A 17,791-nucleotide genomic window follows, 5' to 3' on the forward strand; every position below is an offset into this window, starting at 1 on the left:
CTTCACTCAGGGAGTGAGGACAACCTCCGCCGAGGAAGGCAGATCCACCGTGCGCACCACGGGGGGCTCCTCTTCGGTGTGCAGACTCGCCCAGATCACGGTGTAGCGCCCCGGAGGGAGGCCCTGCAGGAGGACGCGCTCGCTCGTCGGCTGGAAGATGACCTGCCCGTAGGCCACCCGGGCCAGCTCCTGCTGGGGACGGGTCACCCCGCGCATGTCCCCGGCGACGACCCAGAGCACCCGGCTCCGTCCGGGCTGCAGCACCAGCGTCAACGGGTGCGTGCCGGGAGCGGGCCCGAAATTCACCTGCTGCTCGCCCTCCCCCACCTGGATGAGCAGCACGGTCTGGCCGGAGAACTCGCGCCCCGCGCCCATCATGAAGCGGTAGCTGCCCGGGGCCACGTCCACGGAGTAGCGCCCGTCCGGCCCGGTGACGATGCTCAGCGGCTCCGAGCGCTCCGTGTTGATGGCCTCGACCTGGATGCCCGCGGCGGGCGTGCCGTTGGCCTGGTACACCGTGCCGGACAGCCGTGTGGCCCGCTTGAGCACCAGCTCCAGCGGGCGGCGCTCCTCGGTCGAGAACGGTGCCGAGGCGCTCAAGCGCCCCTTGCGCGCGGAGACGTTGAACTTCTTCACGAAGGAGGGACTGGCCAGGGTGAAGCCGCCGTCCGGCCCCGTCATCACCGAGTCATCGCACGCGTCACACCCCACCACCGCGTCCGCCACGGGCCCTCCCCCCTCGTCGATCACCCGACCCGTCACCTGGGCCGCGCGCTGCAGCACCAGATCGCCCAGATCATTGGGCTGCGCCGGCTTGTCCACCGTCAGCGGCACGAAGCCCGGCGCCTCCAGGGACACGATGACGCGCTCCTCCACGACGGACAGCGCCACCTCGAAGCGCCCGTCCGCGCTCGTCACCTCGTGCTCTTCCAGTTGGAAGTGGCGCACGGGCTCGCCGTCCTCGGCCAGCACGCGGCCGCGGAACAGGGTACGCGCATCCATCACCAACCGCACCGGCTCGCCCCCGGCCGAGCCCTGCACGCGCTCGCGCTGGTCGTACGCCGGGTGCCGTGCCTCCACGAGGTAGGGGCGCCCTGGGTTGAGGGCGCGCATCTCGAACTGCCCCTGGGCATCGGTCGTCACCGCCTCGGACGCGCGGGGCAGCACCGACACCGTCGCGCCCGCGATGGGCGCGCCCTGGGTGTCCACCACCTCGCCGCGCAGCACGGCCCCGGGCTCGAGCGACACCGTCACGCGCTGCGTCTGCCCGTCCTCCACCACCACGTTCTGCCGGGGCGAGGGCAGGTAGTCCGGGTGCGTGGCCACCAGCGCGTAGGTGCCCGAGGGCAGGCCGCGCATGGGCACCACGCCATCGGAGCCCGAGGTGGAGTCACTGCGGAAGACGCCCTCGCTCTCCACCCACAACATCACGTCCGCGCCCTCCACCCGGCGCCCCTCGGACGTCACCGTCACCTCCAGCGCCGCCCGCGGCTCCAGCTCCAGCCGCACTCCCTCCGCCGGAGCCGTCGCCTTCACCTGTCCACCGCCCCACTCGGAGTGGTGCGCGTGCAGCGCGTAGAGGCCCGGCGTGGGCACGGGTACCGAGAAGTGGCCCTCCTCGTCCGCGAGCACCGCGTCCCCGGTGGGCTGCACCAGCACCGACACGTTGGGCGCGGGCCGGCCGTACTGATCCAACACCTGGCCGGAGATGAGCGTGGCGCGCGACATCTCCAGCTCCAGCGTCGTCTCGCCCGGCTTGACGCGGGCGGGCAGCCGCGCGTCCTGGTAGCCCTGGGCCTTGCCCTCCAGCACGTAGTCTCCCACGGCCAGGGGGCCGAACTGCACCAGCGCGCCCGTTTGCGGCTTCTGCGTGTGGATGGGCAGGGGGCCACGGGAGGTGCGCAGCACCAGGGTCGGCGAGGGCACCGGCTGCCCGGCCTCGTCCACCACGGTGACGAGCAGCGTGCCGGCCTCTTCCAGCTCGAGCGTCACCCGCGTGAGGCGCTCGCCGAGCGTCAGGGTGCGCGGCTCGGCCCCGAGCGCTCCCGCCTCGGCGGACACCACGAGCGAGTCCGGGTACAGGTCCTCGAAGCGCACCACGCCGCGCTCGGCGCGCGCCTCGCGGGCGAGGTGATCCGCCCGCAACCGCACCGTGGCCTCCACCGGCCGGCCCTGATGGGTGACGTGCACCTCCAGGGTGCGCGAGGGCTCCAGGCGCAAGCGCACGGGGCGCGGGCCCGCCTCCACCTGGTGCTCCACCGAGGGCAGGAAGCCCCGGGCCGAGGCCACGACATAGAAGGGCCCCTCGCCGAGCCCCGACAGGGTGAAGGAGCCGTCCGGACCCGTCACCGCCTCGGACGGCACGGGCACCTTGCGCGACACCGCGTACACCCGGGCACCCGGCAGGCCCCGGCCCGCGTCGTCCACCACCTGCCCGCCGATGCTCCGGGGCGAGGACAGGTACAGCTCCACCGGCTCTCCCGGGGCCGCGCGCTCGCGCAGGGCGGCACCGAACCCCCCGGCCCGGGCCCACACGGAGAAGGACACGCCGGCGAGGTGATCGAAGCGGAAGCGGCCCTGCGCGTCCGTGCGCGTGCTGGCCCGGGCCTGGAGAAAACCCCGGGCCTGCTCGAAGAAGGCCCAGGCGTGAATGCCACTCTCGCGCGCCGGACAGGCCAGCAGCGCCTGTCCACACTCGTCACAGCGCACCGAGGTGAGCGTCTTCTGCGCGCTCGCGGCGAGCGACACCTCCGCGTCCGGCACGGGCCGGCCGGAGGGATCCAACACCCGCCCGGTGAGGGTGAGCCCCTCGGACGCGCCGGAGGACACCTCCACCGACTCGAACTCGGGCAGCGCGCGGTCCGCGGGAGCCCCCGCGCCGCCGGTGGATGCCGGGACGCCGGAGCGGGGCCACAACACCGCCACCGCCACCGACAGCATGGCGAAGGCCAGACCTATGACGAGCCATTTGCGCATGGTGTGGGCGGACGGCGCGGGGACGTTCACCCCGCGACCGGCCTGCCAACGGACATTCCGGGCCTTTCATTCCGGCCCGGAGTTGTCCCGGAGGCCCTATTCCTCGGCGAAGGGCTGGATGGCCTGGGCCACCGCCAGTTCCTGCCGGGCCTCGCTCAGCTCCGAGTTGGTGGCCCGCAGACGATCCGACAGCACCTGCACGAAGCTCCAGAGCATCTTCACCGCCAGGATGGACTCGCGCTTCATCAGCCCCATGAGATCCGAGCGGGAGATGACCATGGTGCGGGTGGGCTCGACCGCTCGCACGGTGGCCGAGCGGGGGGCGTTGTCGATGAGGCCCATCTCCCCGAAGTGCCCGCCCGGGCGCAGCTCGGCGATCTCCACCCCGCTCTTCTCGATGACCACCCGGCCGCGGATGACCACGAAGAGCTCCTCGCCCGGCTGGCCCTCCACGACGATCTCCCGACCGGCAGGGAAGGTGCGCGTGGTGGCGATGGACAACACCGCCGTCTGCTCCTTGTAGGTGAGGTGGCGGAAGAGCGGAATCTTGCGCAGCGCCTCCATGCGGCTCTGCGCCTCGCTCGTCTCCGCTTCCAGGGTGCCCTCGCCGGACACCTTCACCACCACGGCGGTGATGTTGTCCTTGCCCCCGCGCTCGTTGGCCAGATCCACGAAGCGCTTGGGCAGGTCCACCGGGGTGGAGCCCTGCACGAGCGGCAACACCTCGTCATCGTCCAGGTAGCCGTGCAGGCCGTCCGAGCACAGCAGGAAGAGGTCGCCCGGGAAGAGATCGACGATGAGGGTGTCGACCTGGACGGACTCCTGGATGCCCACCGCGCGGGTGATGACGTTGCGGTACTGGGAGGTGGCGGCCTGTTCCTTGGTGATGGTGCCGGCCTTGAGCTGGGCGGCCACCAGGGTGTGATCCTCGGTGAGCCGGTGGCACTGGCCATGGCGCACCAGGTAGATGCGCGAGTCACCCACGTGGCCGATGACGCCCTTGTTGCCGCTCACCGCGAGGCACACGAAGGTGGTGCCCATGCCGCGCTTGGAGGGGTCCGACAGGGCCATGCGGAAGATGTCCGCGCACGCGCGCTGGATGGCCACCTCCATGAGCGCCTGGGCCGCGTTGCGCGCGTCCTGGCTCGTGTTGGTGCTCAAGTCCTTGAGCAGATGGCGGTTGGACACCATGTGCTGGCGCACCACCTCGGTGGCGCGCGAGCTGGCCACCTCGCCCGCCGCGTGGCCTCCCATGCCATCGGCCACGATGAACAGGCCCAGCGGGGAGTCCACGAGCATCGCATCTTCATTGTGCTGCCGCTTCCGGCCCACATCCGTCAGGCCGAACGCCTCTGTCGTCAATGGCACCGCGAACGCTCCCTGCTCCCTCGTCGAGGGGTCCCATCTTACGTTACGAAGCCCCCGCGAGGGCTGACAAGCTCACAGACCCAGCCGCCGCGCGAGCACCTTCGTGAAGCCACTGGCCAGATAGAACGTCAGCTCCACATGACCGAAGCGCACGCGCGCTCCGTCGTTCAGGGCACACGCGCGCCGTGGCAGCAGGCGCACCCCCTCCACGAACGTGCCGTTCTTCGAGCCCGCGTCGGTGAGCAGATAGCCCCCCTGGCTCTCACGCTGGAACCACGCGTGGAAGCGCGACACCGTACCATCTTCGAGCACCACGTCGTTGTTGCCCGTTCGTCCCACGGTAATGCCACGGCCGAACGCATTCTCCCGCGTCTTGATCACCGGGAACACCACCGGCTCGCCCACCCCCATCATGGGCTTGGACACATGGCTGAGGGTGCGGAATTGACGGTCCGAGTCGGCATCGTCCGGAATCCGATCCGCCCCGATCGCGGGCGTGAACACCAGCAGCGCCGGGGGCAGCGTCCGCTCGTACTCCGTCCGCTCCCGATGGAATCGGCCGATATGCAGGCTGAGAGGCTCGAGCATCTTCAGTACACACTTCACCCCGCCAGGGGGCACAGGATCCAGTGGGGCCTAGCGCCAGTCCGCGTACAGACCCAGCTGCAGGCCCCCGATGAACGGCCGGGAACGGCTCGAACGTTTGTAGTTGTAGGGATCACCATACCCTACCGTGATACCCGAGCCAACGGTACCGAAGCGGTAGCCGATCCGCGCGCGGCCTTCCAACAGGCCCATCCAGGCAGACTCCCGGGCAGGCGAGGTGGTGAAGCGCCCCCGGGTCCAGGTGGGACCCGTGCTCACCTGGAAGCCCCACTCCAGGCCGGACTCGGTGCGGTTGGTGTACCCCACGCCGAACAGGAGCGAGTAGAGCTGGAGCGAGGTGAGCGCGCCGCTGGCGTCCGGGATGGAAGCGGGCCTGGCGGCGGCGAAGGCCACCGAGGGCTCGATGAGCAACCCGAGCGAGTCCTTCCGGCTGCGGAAGAACAGCAACTGCCACTGCACGCGGGCCTCGGGCAGCACCGCGCCCTCGCGCAGGGACACGCTCAGCGAGGCGGCCCGGGGAAACCAGGGCGGAGTGGTCGAGGCCGACAGCTCGGCGGGACGGGAGGTCTGGGCGCTCGCCGTCGTGCAGAGACAGAGAGTGAACACCAGGACGGTGACGACGCGGCGATTCATGACGCTTCCTTACCTCGTTTCCAGGCAGGGCATGTCAAGCGCTTGTCAACGAAGTCCTCCGTTGGCTATAGCACGGGACCCCCCCCTCCCTGATGGGCGGGTTCAAGGAGTCATCAACCCCCATGCCCAGTGCGTCCGTACGTACAGGCAACACCAAGAAGCGCCCCCTGAGAGCAGATCCCCTGGTCCGCAAGGCGGCCGCGGCGGCCACCGGCCTGCTGGACCACAGCGAGCGCGTGCTGGTCGTCTACGACGAGGGAGGGGCGACCCTCTATTACGAGTCGGACGACGCGGAGGATGGAATAGCCCGCCGCACGCTGCCCCGCGCTTCCTGAGCGCGTTCCCTCCGCCACCATGGATGCCGAGCAGGACATGCCAGGGGGCTTCTCGCTTCCCTCGTGGCGGCCCACTCTCGCCCCCTCGGCGGCGTGGGACACCCACCGGGCATGCTGGTGGTTGCTGTTGCCCGAGCCCCCCGGGCCGGAGGGAATCGGGGCCCGGCTGAAGCAGCGCCTCGAGGAGGCCGGTCAGCGCGTCATCCTGCTCACCCCCGGTCCCCGCCTCGCCCAGCTCGGTGAACACCACTGGTCGCTCCAGCCCGCGGAGGCGACGGACTACGAGTTGCTGCTGCGCTTGCTGCTCCCCCAGGGGCTCGCGCCCGACCGGGTGCTGCACCTCTGGAGCCTGCTTCCCCCTCGGAGCTCCGGAGAGCTGGAGGCGGCCTTCGAGCCGGCCCAGGAAGGGGGCTTCCAGTCCCTCCTGTTCCTGCTCCAGGCCCTCGGGCGCCAGGAGCCCCGGCCCCTGTCACTCGTGGTGCTCACCCACCGCATGCAGGCCCTGGGTGAGGAGACCCCCTGCCCCGAACGGGCCACGGTGCTCGGGGCCGTGCGCGCCGCGTCCCGCGAGTTCCCGCACGTCGCCTGCCGCTCGGTGGATGTGAACCTCCCGGCGCCCGGGAGCTGGCAGGAGGCCCGGCTCACCGCCTGGCTCCTGTCCGAGTGCGCCGCGGCCTCGTCCAGCGAGGACGTCGTGTACCGCGGCCTGCAGCGCCACGTGCGTGCCTTCGCGCCCATCGGGTTCCCCACCGCCACCCGGTCCTCCGCGCGCGTGCCGGGCCCGCTGTCCCCGCGCGAGCGGGGGGTCTACCTCGTGCTCGGAGGCTTCGGCACCCTCGGCTCCAGCCACGCCGAGGCCCTCGCGCGGCACGCCCGGGCACGGCTCGTGCTCGTCAGCCGCTCCTTGATGCCCGAGCGCCTCCACTGGGATGACTGGCTGGCGGCCCACGACGCGAGCGATCCCCTCTCGCGGCGGATCCTCCAGGTGCGGGCACTCGAGGCCCTGGGCGCCGAGGTGCGGGTGATCAGCGCGGACGTGGGGGATCGGGATCAGCTCCGGACCGCCATCGAGGAGACACTCGCCCACTTCGGCGCGCTCCACGGGGTGGTGTTCTGCGTGGGCTCGATGAACCCCTCGCTCTCGCGTCCCCTGGCGGACCTGACGCCCGATGACGTGCGCGTCCTCTTCCAGAGCCGGGTGCGTGGCCTGTACGCGCTCGAGGAGGTGCTGCGAGGCCGGCCACTCGACTTCTGCCTGCTGGCCTCGTCGCTCGCGGCGGTGCACGGGCGGGGGGCGAGCGCCGCCTATGCCGCGGCCATGAACTTCATGGACGCGTTCGCCCTGCGCCAGGCGCAGCGCTCGCCGGTGCCGTGGGTGAGTGTGGACTGGGACGGCTGGGCCCACGACGCGGACGCGCTCCCCTCGACCGTGCCCCCCCTGGGCTCGCGGCCCATCACGGCGGCCGAGGGCGCCGAGCTGTTCACCGGCGTGCTCTCGCTCGACGGCGTGGCCCGGGTGGCCGTCACCCCGCGAGGCCCGTCCGCCCCCGCCATGCCCCAGCCACCGCCGCGCCCCCCGGAGCACGGCACGCCCCGGGCCGAGCCCGCCGCCTCCGATCCGAGCGTCGCGCGCAAGGCGTCCCGGCCCGCCCTGGAGACCGCCTATGTGGCTCCGCGCGACGCGGTGGAGGAGTCCATCGCGAAGGTGTGGGAGTCGATGCTGGGCATCACCGGGGTGGGCATCTACGACAACTTCTTCGAGCTGGGGGGCGACTGGCGCACCGGAATGACGGTGATGACCCAGGTGCGTGAGAAGACGGGGATCCCCCTGCCTCCCGTGTGCCTCCAGGAAGGGCCGACGGTGGAGCTGCTGGCCCAGCGGCTCCGGGCCGCGTCCGAGGGGCTTCCAGACACGTCCTTCGATCGTCCCGTCGTCCCCTCCTCCGCCGTGAAGCCCTCCGGCGAGGAGAACTGAGGGAGCGCGCATGAGCCGGACAGACGAAGCGTTGGTGGCCGCGGTGTGCGACGTGGCCCGCGAGGCGGGGCGCGCCACGCTGCGGTTCCATGGGGGGCCGTTGGACGTCGAGCGCAAGGCGGACGACTCCCCGCTCACGGCGGCGGACAAGGCCGCGCACACCCTCATCGTCGGAGCCCTGCGGCGGCTGACGCCCGAGCTGCCGGTGCTCTCCGAGGAATCCGACGAGCGGGAGCTGGCCGAGCGGCGCCAGTGGAGCACCTACTGGTTGGTGGATCCGCTCGATGGCACCAAGGAGTTCATCAAGGGCAGCGGCGAGTTCACCGTCAACATCGCCCTCGTCTCCGGGACGGAGCCCGTGCTGGGGGTGGTGCATGTGCCAGTCACGGGCGTGACGTACTGGGGGCGGCGGGGCCAGGGCGCCTTCCGGGCGGACGCGGGCCAGGCGCCGGTGGAGCTGCACACGCGGCCCGCCGATCCCGAGCGGCTGGTCATCGTGGCGAGCCGGGATCACGCGGGACCGCGCGTGGAGGCGCTGCTCGCGCGGCTGCCCACCGCGAGGACGGCCAACATGGGCAGCTCGCTCAAGTTCTGCCTCATCGCGGAGGGCAAGGCGGACTTCTATCCCCGGTTCCAGCCCACCAGCGAGTGGGACACGGCGGCGGCGCAGTGCGTACTGGAAGCGGCGGGCGGCGCGGTGACGGACACCGCGGGCCGCCGGCTGGCCTACAACAAGGAGCGGCTCACCAACCCGTCCTTCCTCGCCTTCGGGGACGCGCGTCGGGACTGGCTGGCGCTGCTGGAGGAACGAGGCGGCGGGTAGATCACGGGCACTGCGCCATCCCCGCCTCCAGCCGCCCCGCCCTCACGAACAACCCGAGCGCGATCGCGCGGCCATGGCCGAAGCCTTGCGACTCGAGTCTGTCCACGACGGATTCGAAGGACGCATCCTTGTCGAGTTCCACACACGACGGCCCCATTCCTCCATCCACCGTTCCACCTCCGCCACCCGTCGGGTAGTCGAAACCACCCTCGACATTGGCGCCATTCTGTCTGACGGTATGTTCAGCACACCCCGTCAGACAGACACCCAGGGACAACACCAGGAGAGTCCAGCATCCCGTCATCACTCCCACTCCTTGTGGGCGCTTCGCTTGGGATCGCGGTTCTCCAGCTCAAGGATTCAGGAAAGGTTCGAACCCGGTGTGTTCATTCTGAAGCCGTGTCAGGAAAACCTCGATACTCCTGCTAATCTTTGCCTTCTCCCGTGCGGATGTGAAGTAACCGTTGATGAAAATTTCCATATCGCTCCGGTATCCAACGACCGGGTTGTAGCCTGGCCAATCCTGTCCAAGGAGTTTCAGGTTCTGGACGTGGACGTCGTCGAGTGTCACCTTCCGAGCCAAGGGGTCATACGTGAAGCCCAGATGGATGCTGTAGCTCACGGGGACACGGTACTTCCGCCCGCGCGCCGAGAACATCAACTGGGTCTCTCCCCGCATGTGAGAGCCCGACGCGAGCGCGATCTTCCGCCCCCTCCAGGACAAGGCATTTCCCTGGATGTCGAAGCGCCAGCGATGCAGGCCCTCCCCCGGATTGACGAACGGAAGAGCGGAACGGATGTTTCTCACGGAGTTCTCGAGTACGAACTCCTGCTCCAGCTTCTGGCGGAGTCTCTCGAAATCGAACTTCGAGTTGAGCTGACGGAGACCGAAATGCGCGCCCTCCACCAGGAAGCCCTCTCCGTCCTCGAAGGACTCCTCCGGGTAGAGCCGCCGCCCCAACCCCATGATCGCCCCACCCAAGGAGGCGTGCGAAGCACCGGAGTAACGGCGTGCGAGGAGGCAGGCCTCCCGATGCCACTCGAGCTCCACCTGCTCGCAGTTTCCGCCTGCCCAGTAGCGCGACCGGACAATGTCGGAGAAGGCCTCGGAGAGATACGGCGTCGACGTCATCATGAGCTGCGTGGCATAGGCACGAAGATAGACGTAGTGCGCCCTGGGCAGATTCTCCGCGGGATTCATCCGTACGGCCCGCGGGTTGATGAGCGGAATGCGCTTGATTTCCGCATCGCACTGCGGGCTCACCATGGTTCCGAGACAGATGACCCGGCCATCCACGGTTCCAAGCGAGGCCGGGAAGGTCAGCGCCTCACGGATTTGACTGACGTCATAATCCCTGTTGAAGCGGAGCCTGATCGTCACCCTGTTCACGCCGTACTCGAACCGGACGTCCAACAACGCTGGATTGTCCTGGGTGAAAAAAGACGACGCGAGTTCAGTACGGGTGGGAAGGACATCCACTTTCACCACGTCCAGGCCATAGAAGGCCTCCCCCTGGCGCGCCCGGAGCAGACCGACGGACTCGCTCCAGCTGGTGACGAACTGAATACTCGCCTCGATCTCCGCGCCGTTCTCCCTCACCGAGATGAACTGCCGGCCGTCCTCCTCCGCCACGGCCAGGGTGTTGGGGAGGACGACCAGGGGCTCCGCGAGGGCACTCGATGAAAGGCTCAACCACAATGCAACCATGGGACTGCGCATCAAGGACTCCTAGATCTCCTCCGGTAGCAGGAGGACTTCCCCGTCGGGGAGGATGGTGACCACGGTCCCACCCTCGTAGGTGTACTGCGTGGTGCCATCGTCGAAGACACGATGAAGTTGAAGCTTGTCGAGTTCGAGCTTGATCTGCTGCTTCTTTCCCAACACCAGGAACCGATCCGCCTCCTTCGAAGGTCCCTCCCTCCGCTGGACCACGGCGTCCTCCGCACGGGACGGCGGCGGGCTCCGAGCCTGACCCTCCTTGGGCTTGCTGGCCTGTCGCGGCGCGCTCTGCTCAGACATCCACGCGTCTCTCCAGGACATTCCAACGAGCAAGAGTATTCCCAAGGGCCCGGCGATGAGCCCCAAGCGCTTCTTCGTCATGATCGGCTCCTTCCTGGACACTTCACGGCTTCACGAGGAACCCGAACGACCCCACCGCGTCGTTGGCCAGCGTGAATCTCACGAGACGCGAGCCCAAATCCTCTCCGGCTCCGCAACGGTACACCTGCTGCCCATCGACAGGCGGGTAGCACGCTTCCAGGATGACGTTCACGTGACGCAATCCGGTCGCGAGTTCATTCGTGAGCACACCTCGATCGAGATACTCCGCCACGTCGTCGCTCTTCGCCCAGCGACGAAGCGCGCTCAGCGCCAGGAATGCCGGCTTCGCGTTTTCATCCTCCACGTTCGTGATGAGCGGAAAGCTCTCGAAATAGTCCCGCGGGGTGGCCTTCGCCTTGACCGCGCTCAGCCAGGCGACGAGGAACTCCTGCCGCGGAACCTGGGCGAGCGTGCTGTTTCGCGCGGCATTGAAGCCGGGCTTGCTCGGCTCGAGCAAGGTCGCGAAGTTCGCGTAGCTCGGGGTGAGGGTCCCATTGAGCCAGCGGGTGATCCCCGTATAGAGAAACGTCCCGTTGTCGTCCTGAATCTCGAATTGCTCGAACCGGGGAGCGCATTGGACGTACTCCTGCCGGAGGTACTGAGCGAAAAGCGGAGCGTAGACGGTCGCGAGCTCCTGCCTGGCATCCGCCGATCCCTCACTCAAGTCCCCGGCGAGGACCGTCCGGCTCGGGGCATCCACCTCCGCTGGCGGGAGGGACAGGTACCAGGCCTGGAAGCAGGACAGGTAGGCCCGCTGCGACGACAGGACGTGACGGAACTCGAGGGCGAGTTGAAGCCCATTGAGCACATCCACGTTCATGCTCACGAGGGGGCTGGATGGCACGGAGACACCACTCGCCCCGAACACATTCAACTGCTTCTGCAAGGCGTTCTTCAGCTCCGGAGAAAGACTGTCCGTCACATCGGCGCCCGCATGCGACACATACAGCCGGTAGACGTTGTCCGAAGTCGTTGTACGCCGGAGCTTCCCGATGTACTCGGGGAGTTCAGCGGCCAAGGCCACCGCCGGAAACGCGATCACGGCGACCATCACCCAATGCAAGCGCATGTTCTTCTCCAAGGATATTGAGTCCAACACAAAGCACTTGGCCAGCCCTCGAGGGGGCTGGCCACTGAACGGCATGCGACTCTCAAGAGCCGTGGATCAGATTTCGTCTGGCAGCGAGACCTCTGGAGGAGGAGGAGGAGGGTCCTCCGACTCGATGTTTCCCTGGTCGTTCACGGGGGCATCCTGGTTGCGGTGCTCCGCGCACTCCGGCGTCGTATCGTTCTCGTCGCACAGATAGGAATCCCTTGCTTCCGAATAGGCGTCCTCGACAGGCTGGCTCGTGGCCGACTCCGAGGCGGTGCAGGCGAGGTACCGCTTCAAGCCAGGGTTCCAGGCCAGACACATGTCGGCCGTCCCCAGCTCGACGTTGATCTGCTTGTTCTGGTCGATGATGATTTCCTGCTCGAACTTCACCGTGTTCAGGTGTTGGATGTTCTGGGTGTTGGTGTGCCAGTAGAAGCGCGCCGCATTGGAGAAGGCCCCGACAATCGTCCCGATGTAGCCGAGGGTGCGCGCGCTCCCGAAGAGACTGGACCATCCGTCGTTGGCCCCCTGGTGACGGTGTGCCGCGATGTCCTCCTGCACCTTGTCCCAGTAGGTCAGCTTCTCGGCGTAGGAGAGGGAGACGCGCTCGAAGTACAGGTTCGTGAAGCGCTCCTGCAGCGCCACCAGGGACTGAGCGTAGACAAGCTGCGCCGCGCTGCCATCACCCCCCTCGACATGGACCTGGCACGGCTTGTCCGTCTCCGCCACCGACTTCGCCACCATCGAGGAGTAGATGTCATCGTTGAAGATGATCAATCCATCCTTGATGTCCGTTCGTCCCTGGACGGACCAGCCCGTGGTGAAATTACACGAGAGCCGTGCCCTCAACGCGGGCGGGCGGACCGTGAGTTGGGCCTTGAGCCCCACGGGCACGACGATGGGAGGAGGCGCGGAACCGAACTTCTCGGCACCGTCGAGGGTCAGATCGAAGTTGTACGTCCCCGAGGAGCCATCTCCGCTCCCCTTCATGGAGCGGAACAGCGGCACGCCGATACGCTGTTGCTCATTGCTCCCGGTCATGGTCTCCGCGAGCGAGAAGTACGAAATGCTCTGGATGGGGAGCTTGACCAGACTCACCTGGTACAACCCCAGATCGGCCCGGACCTGCTTGTAGAACTTCAGGTACTCGATCTCCTCCGGAGTGAAGCCCGAATAGACGTTGCCGGAGAGGATGCCGCCATTGGACTGGCTGAGATCTCCAAGCTGCTTCGTGCGCACCGACACGTCCTTGATGTCGGCGGACGAGAGAGGGAACCCGGACAAGCCAAAGAGATCCGCCATGCGACCGTACTTGGCGTCCAGCACATAGGCGGGCAGCTCGCTCTCGTTGTTCTGGGCGCGGTTCTTGAGTGCTTCCAACTCCGCCGCGAGCTTGGTCCGAGCCGCGTTGATGGTATCGCGCTCCTGTTGGGTCAACTTCGGATCCTGGAGCTTGGCCGTGAGGACCGAGTAGGCCCTCCGGATCGCCATGAACTCCTCGGTGGAGAGCAGACTGATTTCCTTGCTGATGGTGTCGATCTCGCTGCGACGCGCGACGGCCGCGTCGTTCGCGACCACGGTCGCCGCGCCCGCGGGGTTGGGTGACACCCGGAACGTGGGCGAGTAATAGAACTTCGTCGGATCCGCGTGATCCTGGTAGGTGCCCAGGCTCAGGATGAACTTCAGCGCGCTCTTGCCCTGATCCGTCTCGGCCAGCTTGAGGAGGACCCGATTCTCCTGCGGGAGCGCCTCGGTCATCGTCTTGGGTACCGCGAGCGCGGATCCCGTGGAGAGCACGACCCCCAGCACCATCAACCCCTGCTTTGCTTTCATGACATCTTCCCCATCCCCATGCCGAATTGACTCACGCGTGTTTCCTTCGTGCGTTCGCTCAACTCGATCAGCAAGGCAGAGCGGTAGCCGCCCGCATGACGCGGCAGCGGATCCGCTCCTCATGCACCGTTGAACTTCAGCTCACCCGAGAACTTCATCCGCATACATCAAGCACACATTCCCACCCATCCCTACGACGCACATGGTCGACACAGGGGCTCGATGCATCAATTCTGTTCTTCGGTGCGGATGAGTTCTCGGCCTCTGAACAAGAGGACGAAGGTCAGGCATTGCCTCACACTTCCGAATGAGAGCAGACCTGGCCAGGTGATGGAATCGTCCGGCGGGGCAGCCCGGCGAAGAGACGCTCACCGCTCGGCATCCCGTCCGTGTCCAGTGGGAGCCATGGCCGGTGCCTTCCACGCGTCGCCGACAGGACAGCTCCCCCGCCCATGAGGGGGCCCCAACCCGGCGAAGGCGGCGCTCGCAGGCGTTCCTGGCCGTGACGTCCCCCTCCTCCGCGTGAACGCTCCGTTGAGCGCCTGCTCGAGGTCCCGGAGGCCGAGGAGCTTCTCCGCGGCGAGAAGGGGTCGGGACGACCAGCGCGTTGCCCAAAGGAGTCTCCTCGGCGCTCCTGGCCTCCCCGGTAGGGACCACGCAGGCGGCCGGGCCGCGCCGAAAGAGGGCCAGCCGAGCGAGCGCATCCTTCTCGTCCTGTTTCCACCGCTGCGCCACGTTCTCGTTCTTCATCCTCCGGGCAACATGGTCGGCAAGCAGTCTTAGGAACATCCGGCCCTCGGCGCTCATCGACTCCTCCGTTAGAGTACCCACTACATTCGGTTCGGCGTTCGTGACCTCCAGGAGAGAGTACATGGGTGACTTCCACCGGTTCATCACCGAGTTCAACGTCGCGGCCAACGAGCTGGACCAGGCTTTTGCGGCGGTGAACGATAATCCCGCCTCGCTCACCGCAGTTCATCGTGCCTGGGAGCGTCTTGTGGCGGTGAGCAGCATTGGGGACATTCCCCTCGCAGAGGTACCGGCCGAGCAAATCGCCGGGTTCACGACCCGCTTGCAGGACTTGTACGTCAAGCGCAGGCGACTCGAAGCGGCGTTCCACGAGGCCGCTCATGCGGTGGTCGGCCACATCCTGGGCCTCGGCATCAGGTCCGTGTCCATCCATCCCAACGGGCATAGCGTCGCACGTACATTCTTCTGCCCATATGACCCGGCGAAGGATGGTCCCGCGCCAACATGGGCACGTCGGTATGCGGTGATGGCCTTCGCCGGCTTCTGCGGCAGCTTGCTCGTCAAGCCCCAGGAACTGTCTCCCGGAAGTATCCAAGATGCCAAGATGGCCGAGGAGATGCTGAGTGAGCACGGTATCGACAGCAGCCAAGAGGCAGCGAGGCTCAATGCCCTCGCCTTTCAGATCACGATGCAGGCGCAGGTGGCCGTCCGCCGGGTCGCCACGCTGATGCTCCACCGTGGCGAGCTTGAACGTGCGGATGCGGTCATGGCGATCCACGGCAGCGTGAGCCCGATGGAATACGAAAAGTGGGAAGCACGCCGTCGTGAGGTCTAGAGCTGCCCCACCCAATGGCCCAGCCCCCTGGGAGATGCGGCTCGGGCCCTGTTCCTGGATGCTCGGGCACGCGAGGCGACGATTCCCGCTGAGACGCTTCCGCCCGGGGCTGGTGAGAACCCGGAACTGGAGTAGGGCTGGGGGGCGATTTCATTCCCCCGGCCAGTAGAGGCCCCCCACTGGGTGCTCAGCTCAAAGCGGGGCCATGCGCTTCCTCATCGGCAGGGCATCACGCCAGGATCTCGATTCCGACCAGGACTCCATCCTGGTCGAAGTCGAGCACCACATCGGGGCCCGTGTATGACCCCATGAGTTCGGCGAGCCTGATCGACTTCGACATCTTGCAGGTCTCACCGGGGTGACTCGGGAGGCGCAAATAAGCCACGTCCTGATCGTCTTCGGAGACTCGCAACTCGAAGCGCCCGAGCTTCTTCTTGGAATCCGTCTGCCCCATTACGGCCTCCACTGCAAAACGGTTTTCAGCTTCAATACACCATCCCTGAGCTGATAGACGACCGCACCACCTCGGCCAAAGCCAGGAACGATGACGCGGTCCGCGTGGGCCGTGTCCCGAATGGTTCCTGGCGGAAGCCCCGACTTCTCGATCTGACGGCCGAACTCCTGCAAGGCCGCGCGAGCATCCTGCACGCTCGAGAAACCGGCCCGTTCAACCGCACGTTCCGCCGCGTGCGGCATGTTGCTGTTGACCACCTTATCAACGTGGATATCCGACGCGCCTCCTGTCAACTCGCCCGTGACATGACCGTTGCCTCGGCCATCTCCGGCCGACATCGCGACCGCGTTGGGGGCGAGGGTGATCGTGACAGCCTCGGCACTCATGACAACCGTCTCGACCACCCCCACTGCCGCGAGGCGGAGGCCCATCTGCGTCTCGGCCTGCGCCGCCGCTTGCATCGCGCCGGGCAGCGTCGGCACCTTCGCCGCCAACCCCGGCGCCGTGTTGCCGAGAGCCACCGTGGCCAGCATGGCGAACGCACGCGCCCCGTTGCGGCCCATGACCTTGCCGTACCGCTCCCCGGCCTCGCGCAGCTCGTTGAACGTGACGGCCCGATCTGCCTCGTCCATCAGCCGCTTGAAGCCCACGACGAGGCCCCAGAAGGTATCGACGCCCACGTAGGAGATGAGTGTGGCGGTCATCACCGCCGCGAGGCCCTTGGAGACCGTCACGTCGGGAATCGAGATGAGGACCATGTACGTCGTCCAGGTCCAAAGCACCGCCGCCACCATGGCGTGTGGATCGGCCATGTCCTTGAACGCCTCCAGCATCTCGTCGAGCACGGCGCCATTGGCGAGGGCCAGGGCTAAAGCGAAACGGCCGTCCCCGTTGACGATGGGGCTCTCCGTCAGCAGGCGCAGACAGTCTCCAGGCCTGCCGGTGCGCTCGCACCAGCGCAGGTAGGCGCGAGTCAACTCCACATCTGCCGCCGGTGGTGTCCCCTCCAGATCTTCGTCCGGCCCGAGCGAAGTGATGCGGCGGCTGCGTGTCTCGTACGTGTACGAACCACTCCGCATCTCGACCTCGAACAACTTCCGGGCGGATTCCTGGGGCCGAGTGGAGAGCCGAACCTCCCTGGCACGCTTCGCCACGGCCTCCTTGAACTCGTTGCCGTTCAACTTCACCGGCTCGGCACCGGGGAGTGGTGTAAAAACGAGAGTATCGGCTTGGCCTGTGTCCAGGCGCACGACCCGAGAAGCGGTAGCACACCCTGCGAGGACCACCAGTAACACCGCCGCCCAACCCAGCTTCATGGGAATTCCCCCCTGATGATGACCGCCCCTGATGGGTAGTCACTCCAATTGGGTACCCTGCTGGTCTGACAACTCCCGGTGTCCACCGCTCTCGGCGGCATCATTCGAGGGGATCATCAAGAGCGCCCGTGCTGCGGCATGAGGACCTTGGCGGGTCATCCCCGCTGACGTGATGGCTGATCGGCCAGCTCGTCTTCATCCGTCCCAGCGGTGGCGCGTTGCCCGATGTGATCTCCTCAGCGGCCTTCTTGGCCTCCTGGGCATGGGCCACGTAGGCGGCCGGGCCGCGCCGAAAGAGGGCCAGCCAGGCGAGCGCATCCTTCTCGTTGCCCCTGGCGTCCCCTGTGGTATAGAGCCGCCCGTGGTCGCGCGTCCGAGTCCTCCCACTCGCCCGCATTCAGTAGTTGCATGTCGGCGGGAGGAGAAGTAGAAGGGCGCCGCTATTACCTGATGGCCAGGTAGCTCACCTGGTTAGAGCGGCGGTCTCATAATCCGCAGGTAGTCGGTTCAAGTCCGACCCTGGCCAAGGCCCCGGAGTCACTCCCTGAGTGATTCCGGGGTTTTCTTTTGCCCTGAGCGTTCGTACGGCGCTCCTCCCCCGAGCGGGCGTCAGGGCCTCCGCCTTCCGCGACTGGAACGCGGCGCGTCCTCCGGAAGTGGAAGTGGCGCCCCCCTCCTCGCCGATTTCCCCCA

15 protein-coding genes and 1 tRNA gene are annotated in these 17,791 nt (G+C 67.3%); 5 read left to right on the top strand and 11 right to left on the bottom strand.

The window, feature by feature from the left end:
- Positions 1-6: 6 nt before the first annotated feature.
- The 4 genes from CYFUS_RS28995 to CYFUS_RS29010 form a co-directional block, all read right to left on the bottom strand.
- Positions 7-2,976: a carboxypeptidase-like regulatory domain-containing protein gene (locus tag CYFUS_RS28995; protein WP_095992294.1), complete on the bottom strand. Its 2,970-nt coding sequence runs from the start codon at positions 2,974-2,976 to the stop codon at positions 7-9.
- A 96-nt stretch (positions 2,977-3,072) separates the two neighbouring features.
- The gene (locus CYFUS_RS29000; protein ID WP_095988176.1) at positions 3,073-4,344 is read right to left on the bottom strand and encodes a Stp1/IreP family PP2C-type Ser/Thr phosphatase; all 1,272 of its coding nucleotides are present in this window, start codon (positions 4,342-4,344) and stop codon (positions 3,073-3,075) included.
- Between the two features lie 72 nt (positions 4,345-4,416).
- Positions 4,417-4,932, bottom strand: coding sequence for an FHA domain-containing protein (locus CYFUS_RS29005; RefSeq protein WP_095988177.1), 516 nt, complete (start codon positions 4,930-4,932; stop codon positions 4,417-4,419).
- 48 nt (positions 4,933-4,980) lie between these two features.
- A complete protein-coding gene (locus CYFUS_RS29010; RefSeq protein WP_095988178.1) occupies positions 4,981-5,583 on the bottom strand; it encodes a hypothetical protein in 603 nt (200 codons plus the stop codon).
- A 122-nt stretch (positions 5,584-5,705) separates the two neighbouring features.
- Between CYFUS_RS29010 and CYFUS_RS29015 the strand changes: the two genes are divergently transcribed.
- From CYFUS_RS29015 to cysQ, 3 genes are read left to right on the top strand one after another with little or no spacing between them, the layout of a single operon-like run.
- Positions 5,706-5,918, top strand: a complete 213-nt coding sequence (locus CYFUS_RS29015; RefSeq protein ID WP_002623870.1) for a hypothetical protein — start codon at positions 5,706-5,708, stop codon at positions 5,916-5,918.
- A gap of 37 nt (positions 5,919-5,955) precedes the next feature.
- Complete coding sequence (locus tag CYFUS_RS29020; protein WP_198316149.1) at positions 5,956-7,893, top strand: SDR family NAD(P)-dependent oxidoreductase; 1,938 nt, start codon at positions 5,956-5,958, stop codon at positions 7,891-7,893.
- A gap of 10 nt (positions 7,894-7,903) precedes the next feature.
- The gene (gene cysQ, locus CYFUS_RS29025) at positions 7,904-8,716 is read left to right on the top strand and encodes a 3'(2'),5'-bisphosphate nucleotidase CysQ (protein WP_095988180.1); all 813 of its coding nucleotides are present in this window, start codon (positions 7,904-7,906) and stop codon (positions 8,714-8,716) included.
- A 1-nt stretch (position 8,717) separates the two neighbouring features.
- Here cysQ and CYFUS_RS50995 read toward each other — a convergent pair whose 3' ends face one another.
- From CYFUS_RS50995 to CYFUS_RS29045, 5 genes are read right to left on the bottom strand one after another with little or no spacing between them, the layout of a single operon-like run.
- A complete protein-coding gene (locus CYFUS_RS50995; protein ID WP_157758718.1) occupies positions 8,718-9,020 on the bottom strand; it encodes a hypothetical protein in 303 nt (100 codons plus the stop codon).
- A 48-nt stretch (positions 9,021-9,068) separates the two neighbouring features.
- The gene (locus CYFUS_RS29030) at positions 9,069-10,436 is read right to left on the bottom strand and encodes a hypothetical protein (RefSeq protein ID WP_157758719.1); all 1,368 of its coding nucleotides are present in this window, start codon (positions 10,434-10,436) and stop codon (positions 9,069-9,071) included.
- Positions 10,437-10,445: 9 nt separating this feature from the next.
- Entirely contained in the window at positions 10,446-10,817 is a 372-nt protein-coding gene (locus tag CYFUS_RS29035; protein ID WP_157758720.1) for a hypothetical protein, read from the bottom strand.
- 22 nt (positions 10,818-10,839) lie between these two features.
- Positions 10,840-11,961, bottom strand: coding sequence for a hypothetical protein (locus tag CYFUS_RS29040; protein WP_157758721.1), 1,122 nt, complete (start codon positions 11,959-11,961; stop codon positions 10,840-10,842).
- A gap of 21 nt (positions 11,962-11,982) precedes the next feature.
- Positions 11,983-13,743 carry a hypothetical protein gene (locus CYFUS_RS29045; RefSeq protein ID WP_157758722.1) on the bottom strand — a complete coding sequence of 587 codons (1,761 nt, stop codon included), beginning with the start codon at positions 13,741-13,743 and terminating at the stop codon, positions 11,983-11,985.
- An 871-nt stretch (positions 13,744-14,614) separates the two neighbouring features.
- Here CYFUS_RS29045 and CYFUS_RS29050 point away from each other — a divergent pair.
- Positions 14,615-15,328 (top strand): hypothetical protein, encoded by a 714-nt coding sequence (locus CYFUS_RS29050; protein WP_095988185.1) that lies wholly within the window; start codon positions 14,615-14,617, stop codon positions 15,326-15,328.
- Positions 15,329-15,557: 229 nt separating this feature from the next.
- Here the strand turns inward: CYFUS_RS29050 and CYFUS_RS29055 are convergent, their stop codons facing one another.
- A complete protein-coding gene (locus CYFUS_RS29055) occupies positions 15,558-15,782 on the bottom strand; it encodes a DUF2283 domain-containing protein (RefSeq protein ID WP_095988186.1) in 225 nt (74 codons plus the stop codon).
- Positions 15,782-17,098: a hypothetical protein gene (locus CYFUS_RS29060; RefSeq protein ID WP_232536870.1), complete on the bottom strand. Its 1,317-nt coding sequence runs from the start codon at positions 17,096-17,098 to the stop codon at positions 15,782-15,784. The genes CYFUS_RS29055 and CYFUS_RS29060 overlap by 1 nt, the downstream gene beginning before the upstream one ends.
- A gap of 452 nt (positions 17,099-17,550) precedes the next feature.
- Here CYFUS_RS29060 and CYFUS_RS29070 point away from each other — a divergent pair.
- Positions 17,551-17,624, top strand: a tRNA-Ile gene (locus CYFUS_RS29070).
- Positions 17,625-17,791: the final 167 nt, after the last annotated feature.

Origin of the sequence: Cystobacter fuscus, from assembly GCF_002305875.1 — a bacterium.
Lineage (GTDB): Bacteria > Myxococcota > Myxococcia > Myxococcales > Myxococcaceae > Cystobacter > Cystobacter fuscus_A.

Excerpts from the sequence above, each read along its gene's own strand:
- CYFUS_RS29010 (WP_095988178.1), bottom strand. The coding sequence starts at position 5,583 with ATGAATCGCCGCGTCGTCACCGTCCTGGTGTTCACTCTCTGTCTCTGC.
- CYFUS_RS29005 (WP_095988177.1), bottom strand. The coding sequence starts at position 4,932 with ATGCTCGAGCCTCTCAGCCTGCATATCGGCCGATTCCATCGGGAGCGG.
- cysQ (WP_095988180.1), top strand. The coding sequence starts at position 7,904 with ATGAGCCGGACAGACGAAGCGTTGGTGGCCGCGGTGTGCGACGTGGCC.
- CYFUS_RS50995 (WP_157758718.1), bottom strand. The coding sequence starts at position 9,020 with ATGACGGGATGCTGGACTCTCCTGGTGTTGTCCCTGGGTGTCTGTCTG.
- CYFUS_RS29020 (WP_198316149.1), top strand. The coding sequence starts at position 5,956 with ATGCCAGGGGGCTTCTCGCTTCCCTCGTGGCGGCCCACTCTCGCCCCC.
- CYFUS_RS29040 (WP_157758721.1), bottom strand. The coding sequence starts at position 11,961 with ATGCCGTTCAGTGGCCAGCCCCCTCGAGGGCTGGCCAAGTGCTTTGTG.
- CYFUS_RS29055 (WP_095988186.1), bottom strand. The coding sequence starts at position 15,782 with ATGGGGCAGACGGATTCCAAGAAGAAGCTCGGGCGCTTCGAGTTGCGA.
- CYFUS_RS29015 (WP_002623870.1), top strand. The coding sequence starts at position 5,706 with ATGCCCAGTGCGTCCGTACGTACAGGCAACACCAAGAAGCGCCCCCTG.
- CYFUS_RS28995 (WP_095992294.1), bottom strand. The coding sequence starts at position 2,976 with ATGCGCAAATGGCTCGTCATAGGTCTGGCCTTCGCCATGCTGTCGGTG.
- CYFUS_RS29050 (WP_095988185.1), top strand. The coding sequence starts at position 14,615 with ATGGGTGACTTCCACCGGTTCATCACCGAGTTCAACGTCGCGGCCAAC.
- CYFUS_RS29060 (WP_232536870.1), bottom strand. The coding sequence starts at position 17,098 with ATGAAGCTGGGTTGGGCGGCGGTGTTACTGGTGGTCCTCGCAGGGTGT.
- CYFUS_RS29045 (WP_157758722.1), bottom strand. The coding sequence starts at position 13,743 with ATGAAAGCAAAGCAGGGGTTGATGGTGCTGGGGGTCGTGCTCTCCACG.
- CYFUS_RS29035 (WP_157758720.1), bottom strand. The coding sequence starts at position 10,817 with ATGACGAAGAAGCGCTTGGGGCTCATCGCCGGGCCCTTGGGAATACTC.
- CYFUS_RS29030 (WP_157758719.1), bottom strand. The coding sequence starts at position 10,436 with ATGCGCAGTCCCATGGTTGCATTGTGGTTGAGCCTTTCATCGAGTGCC.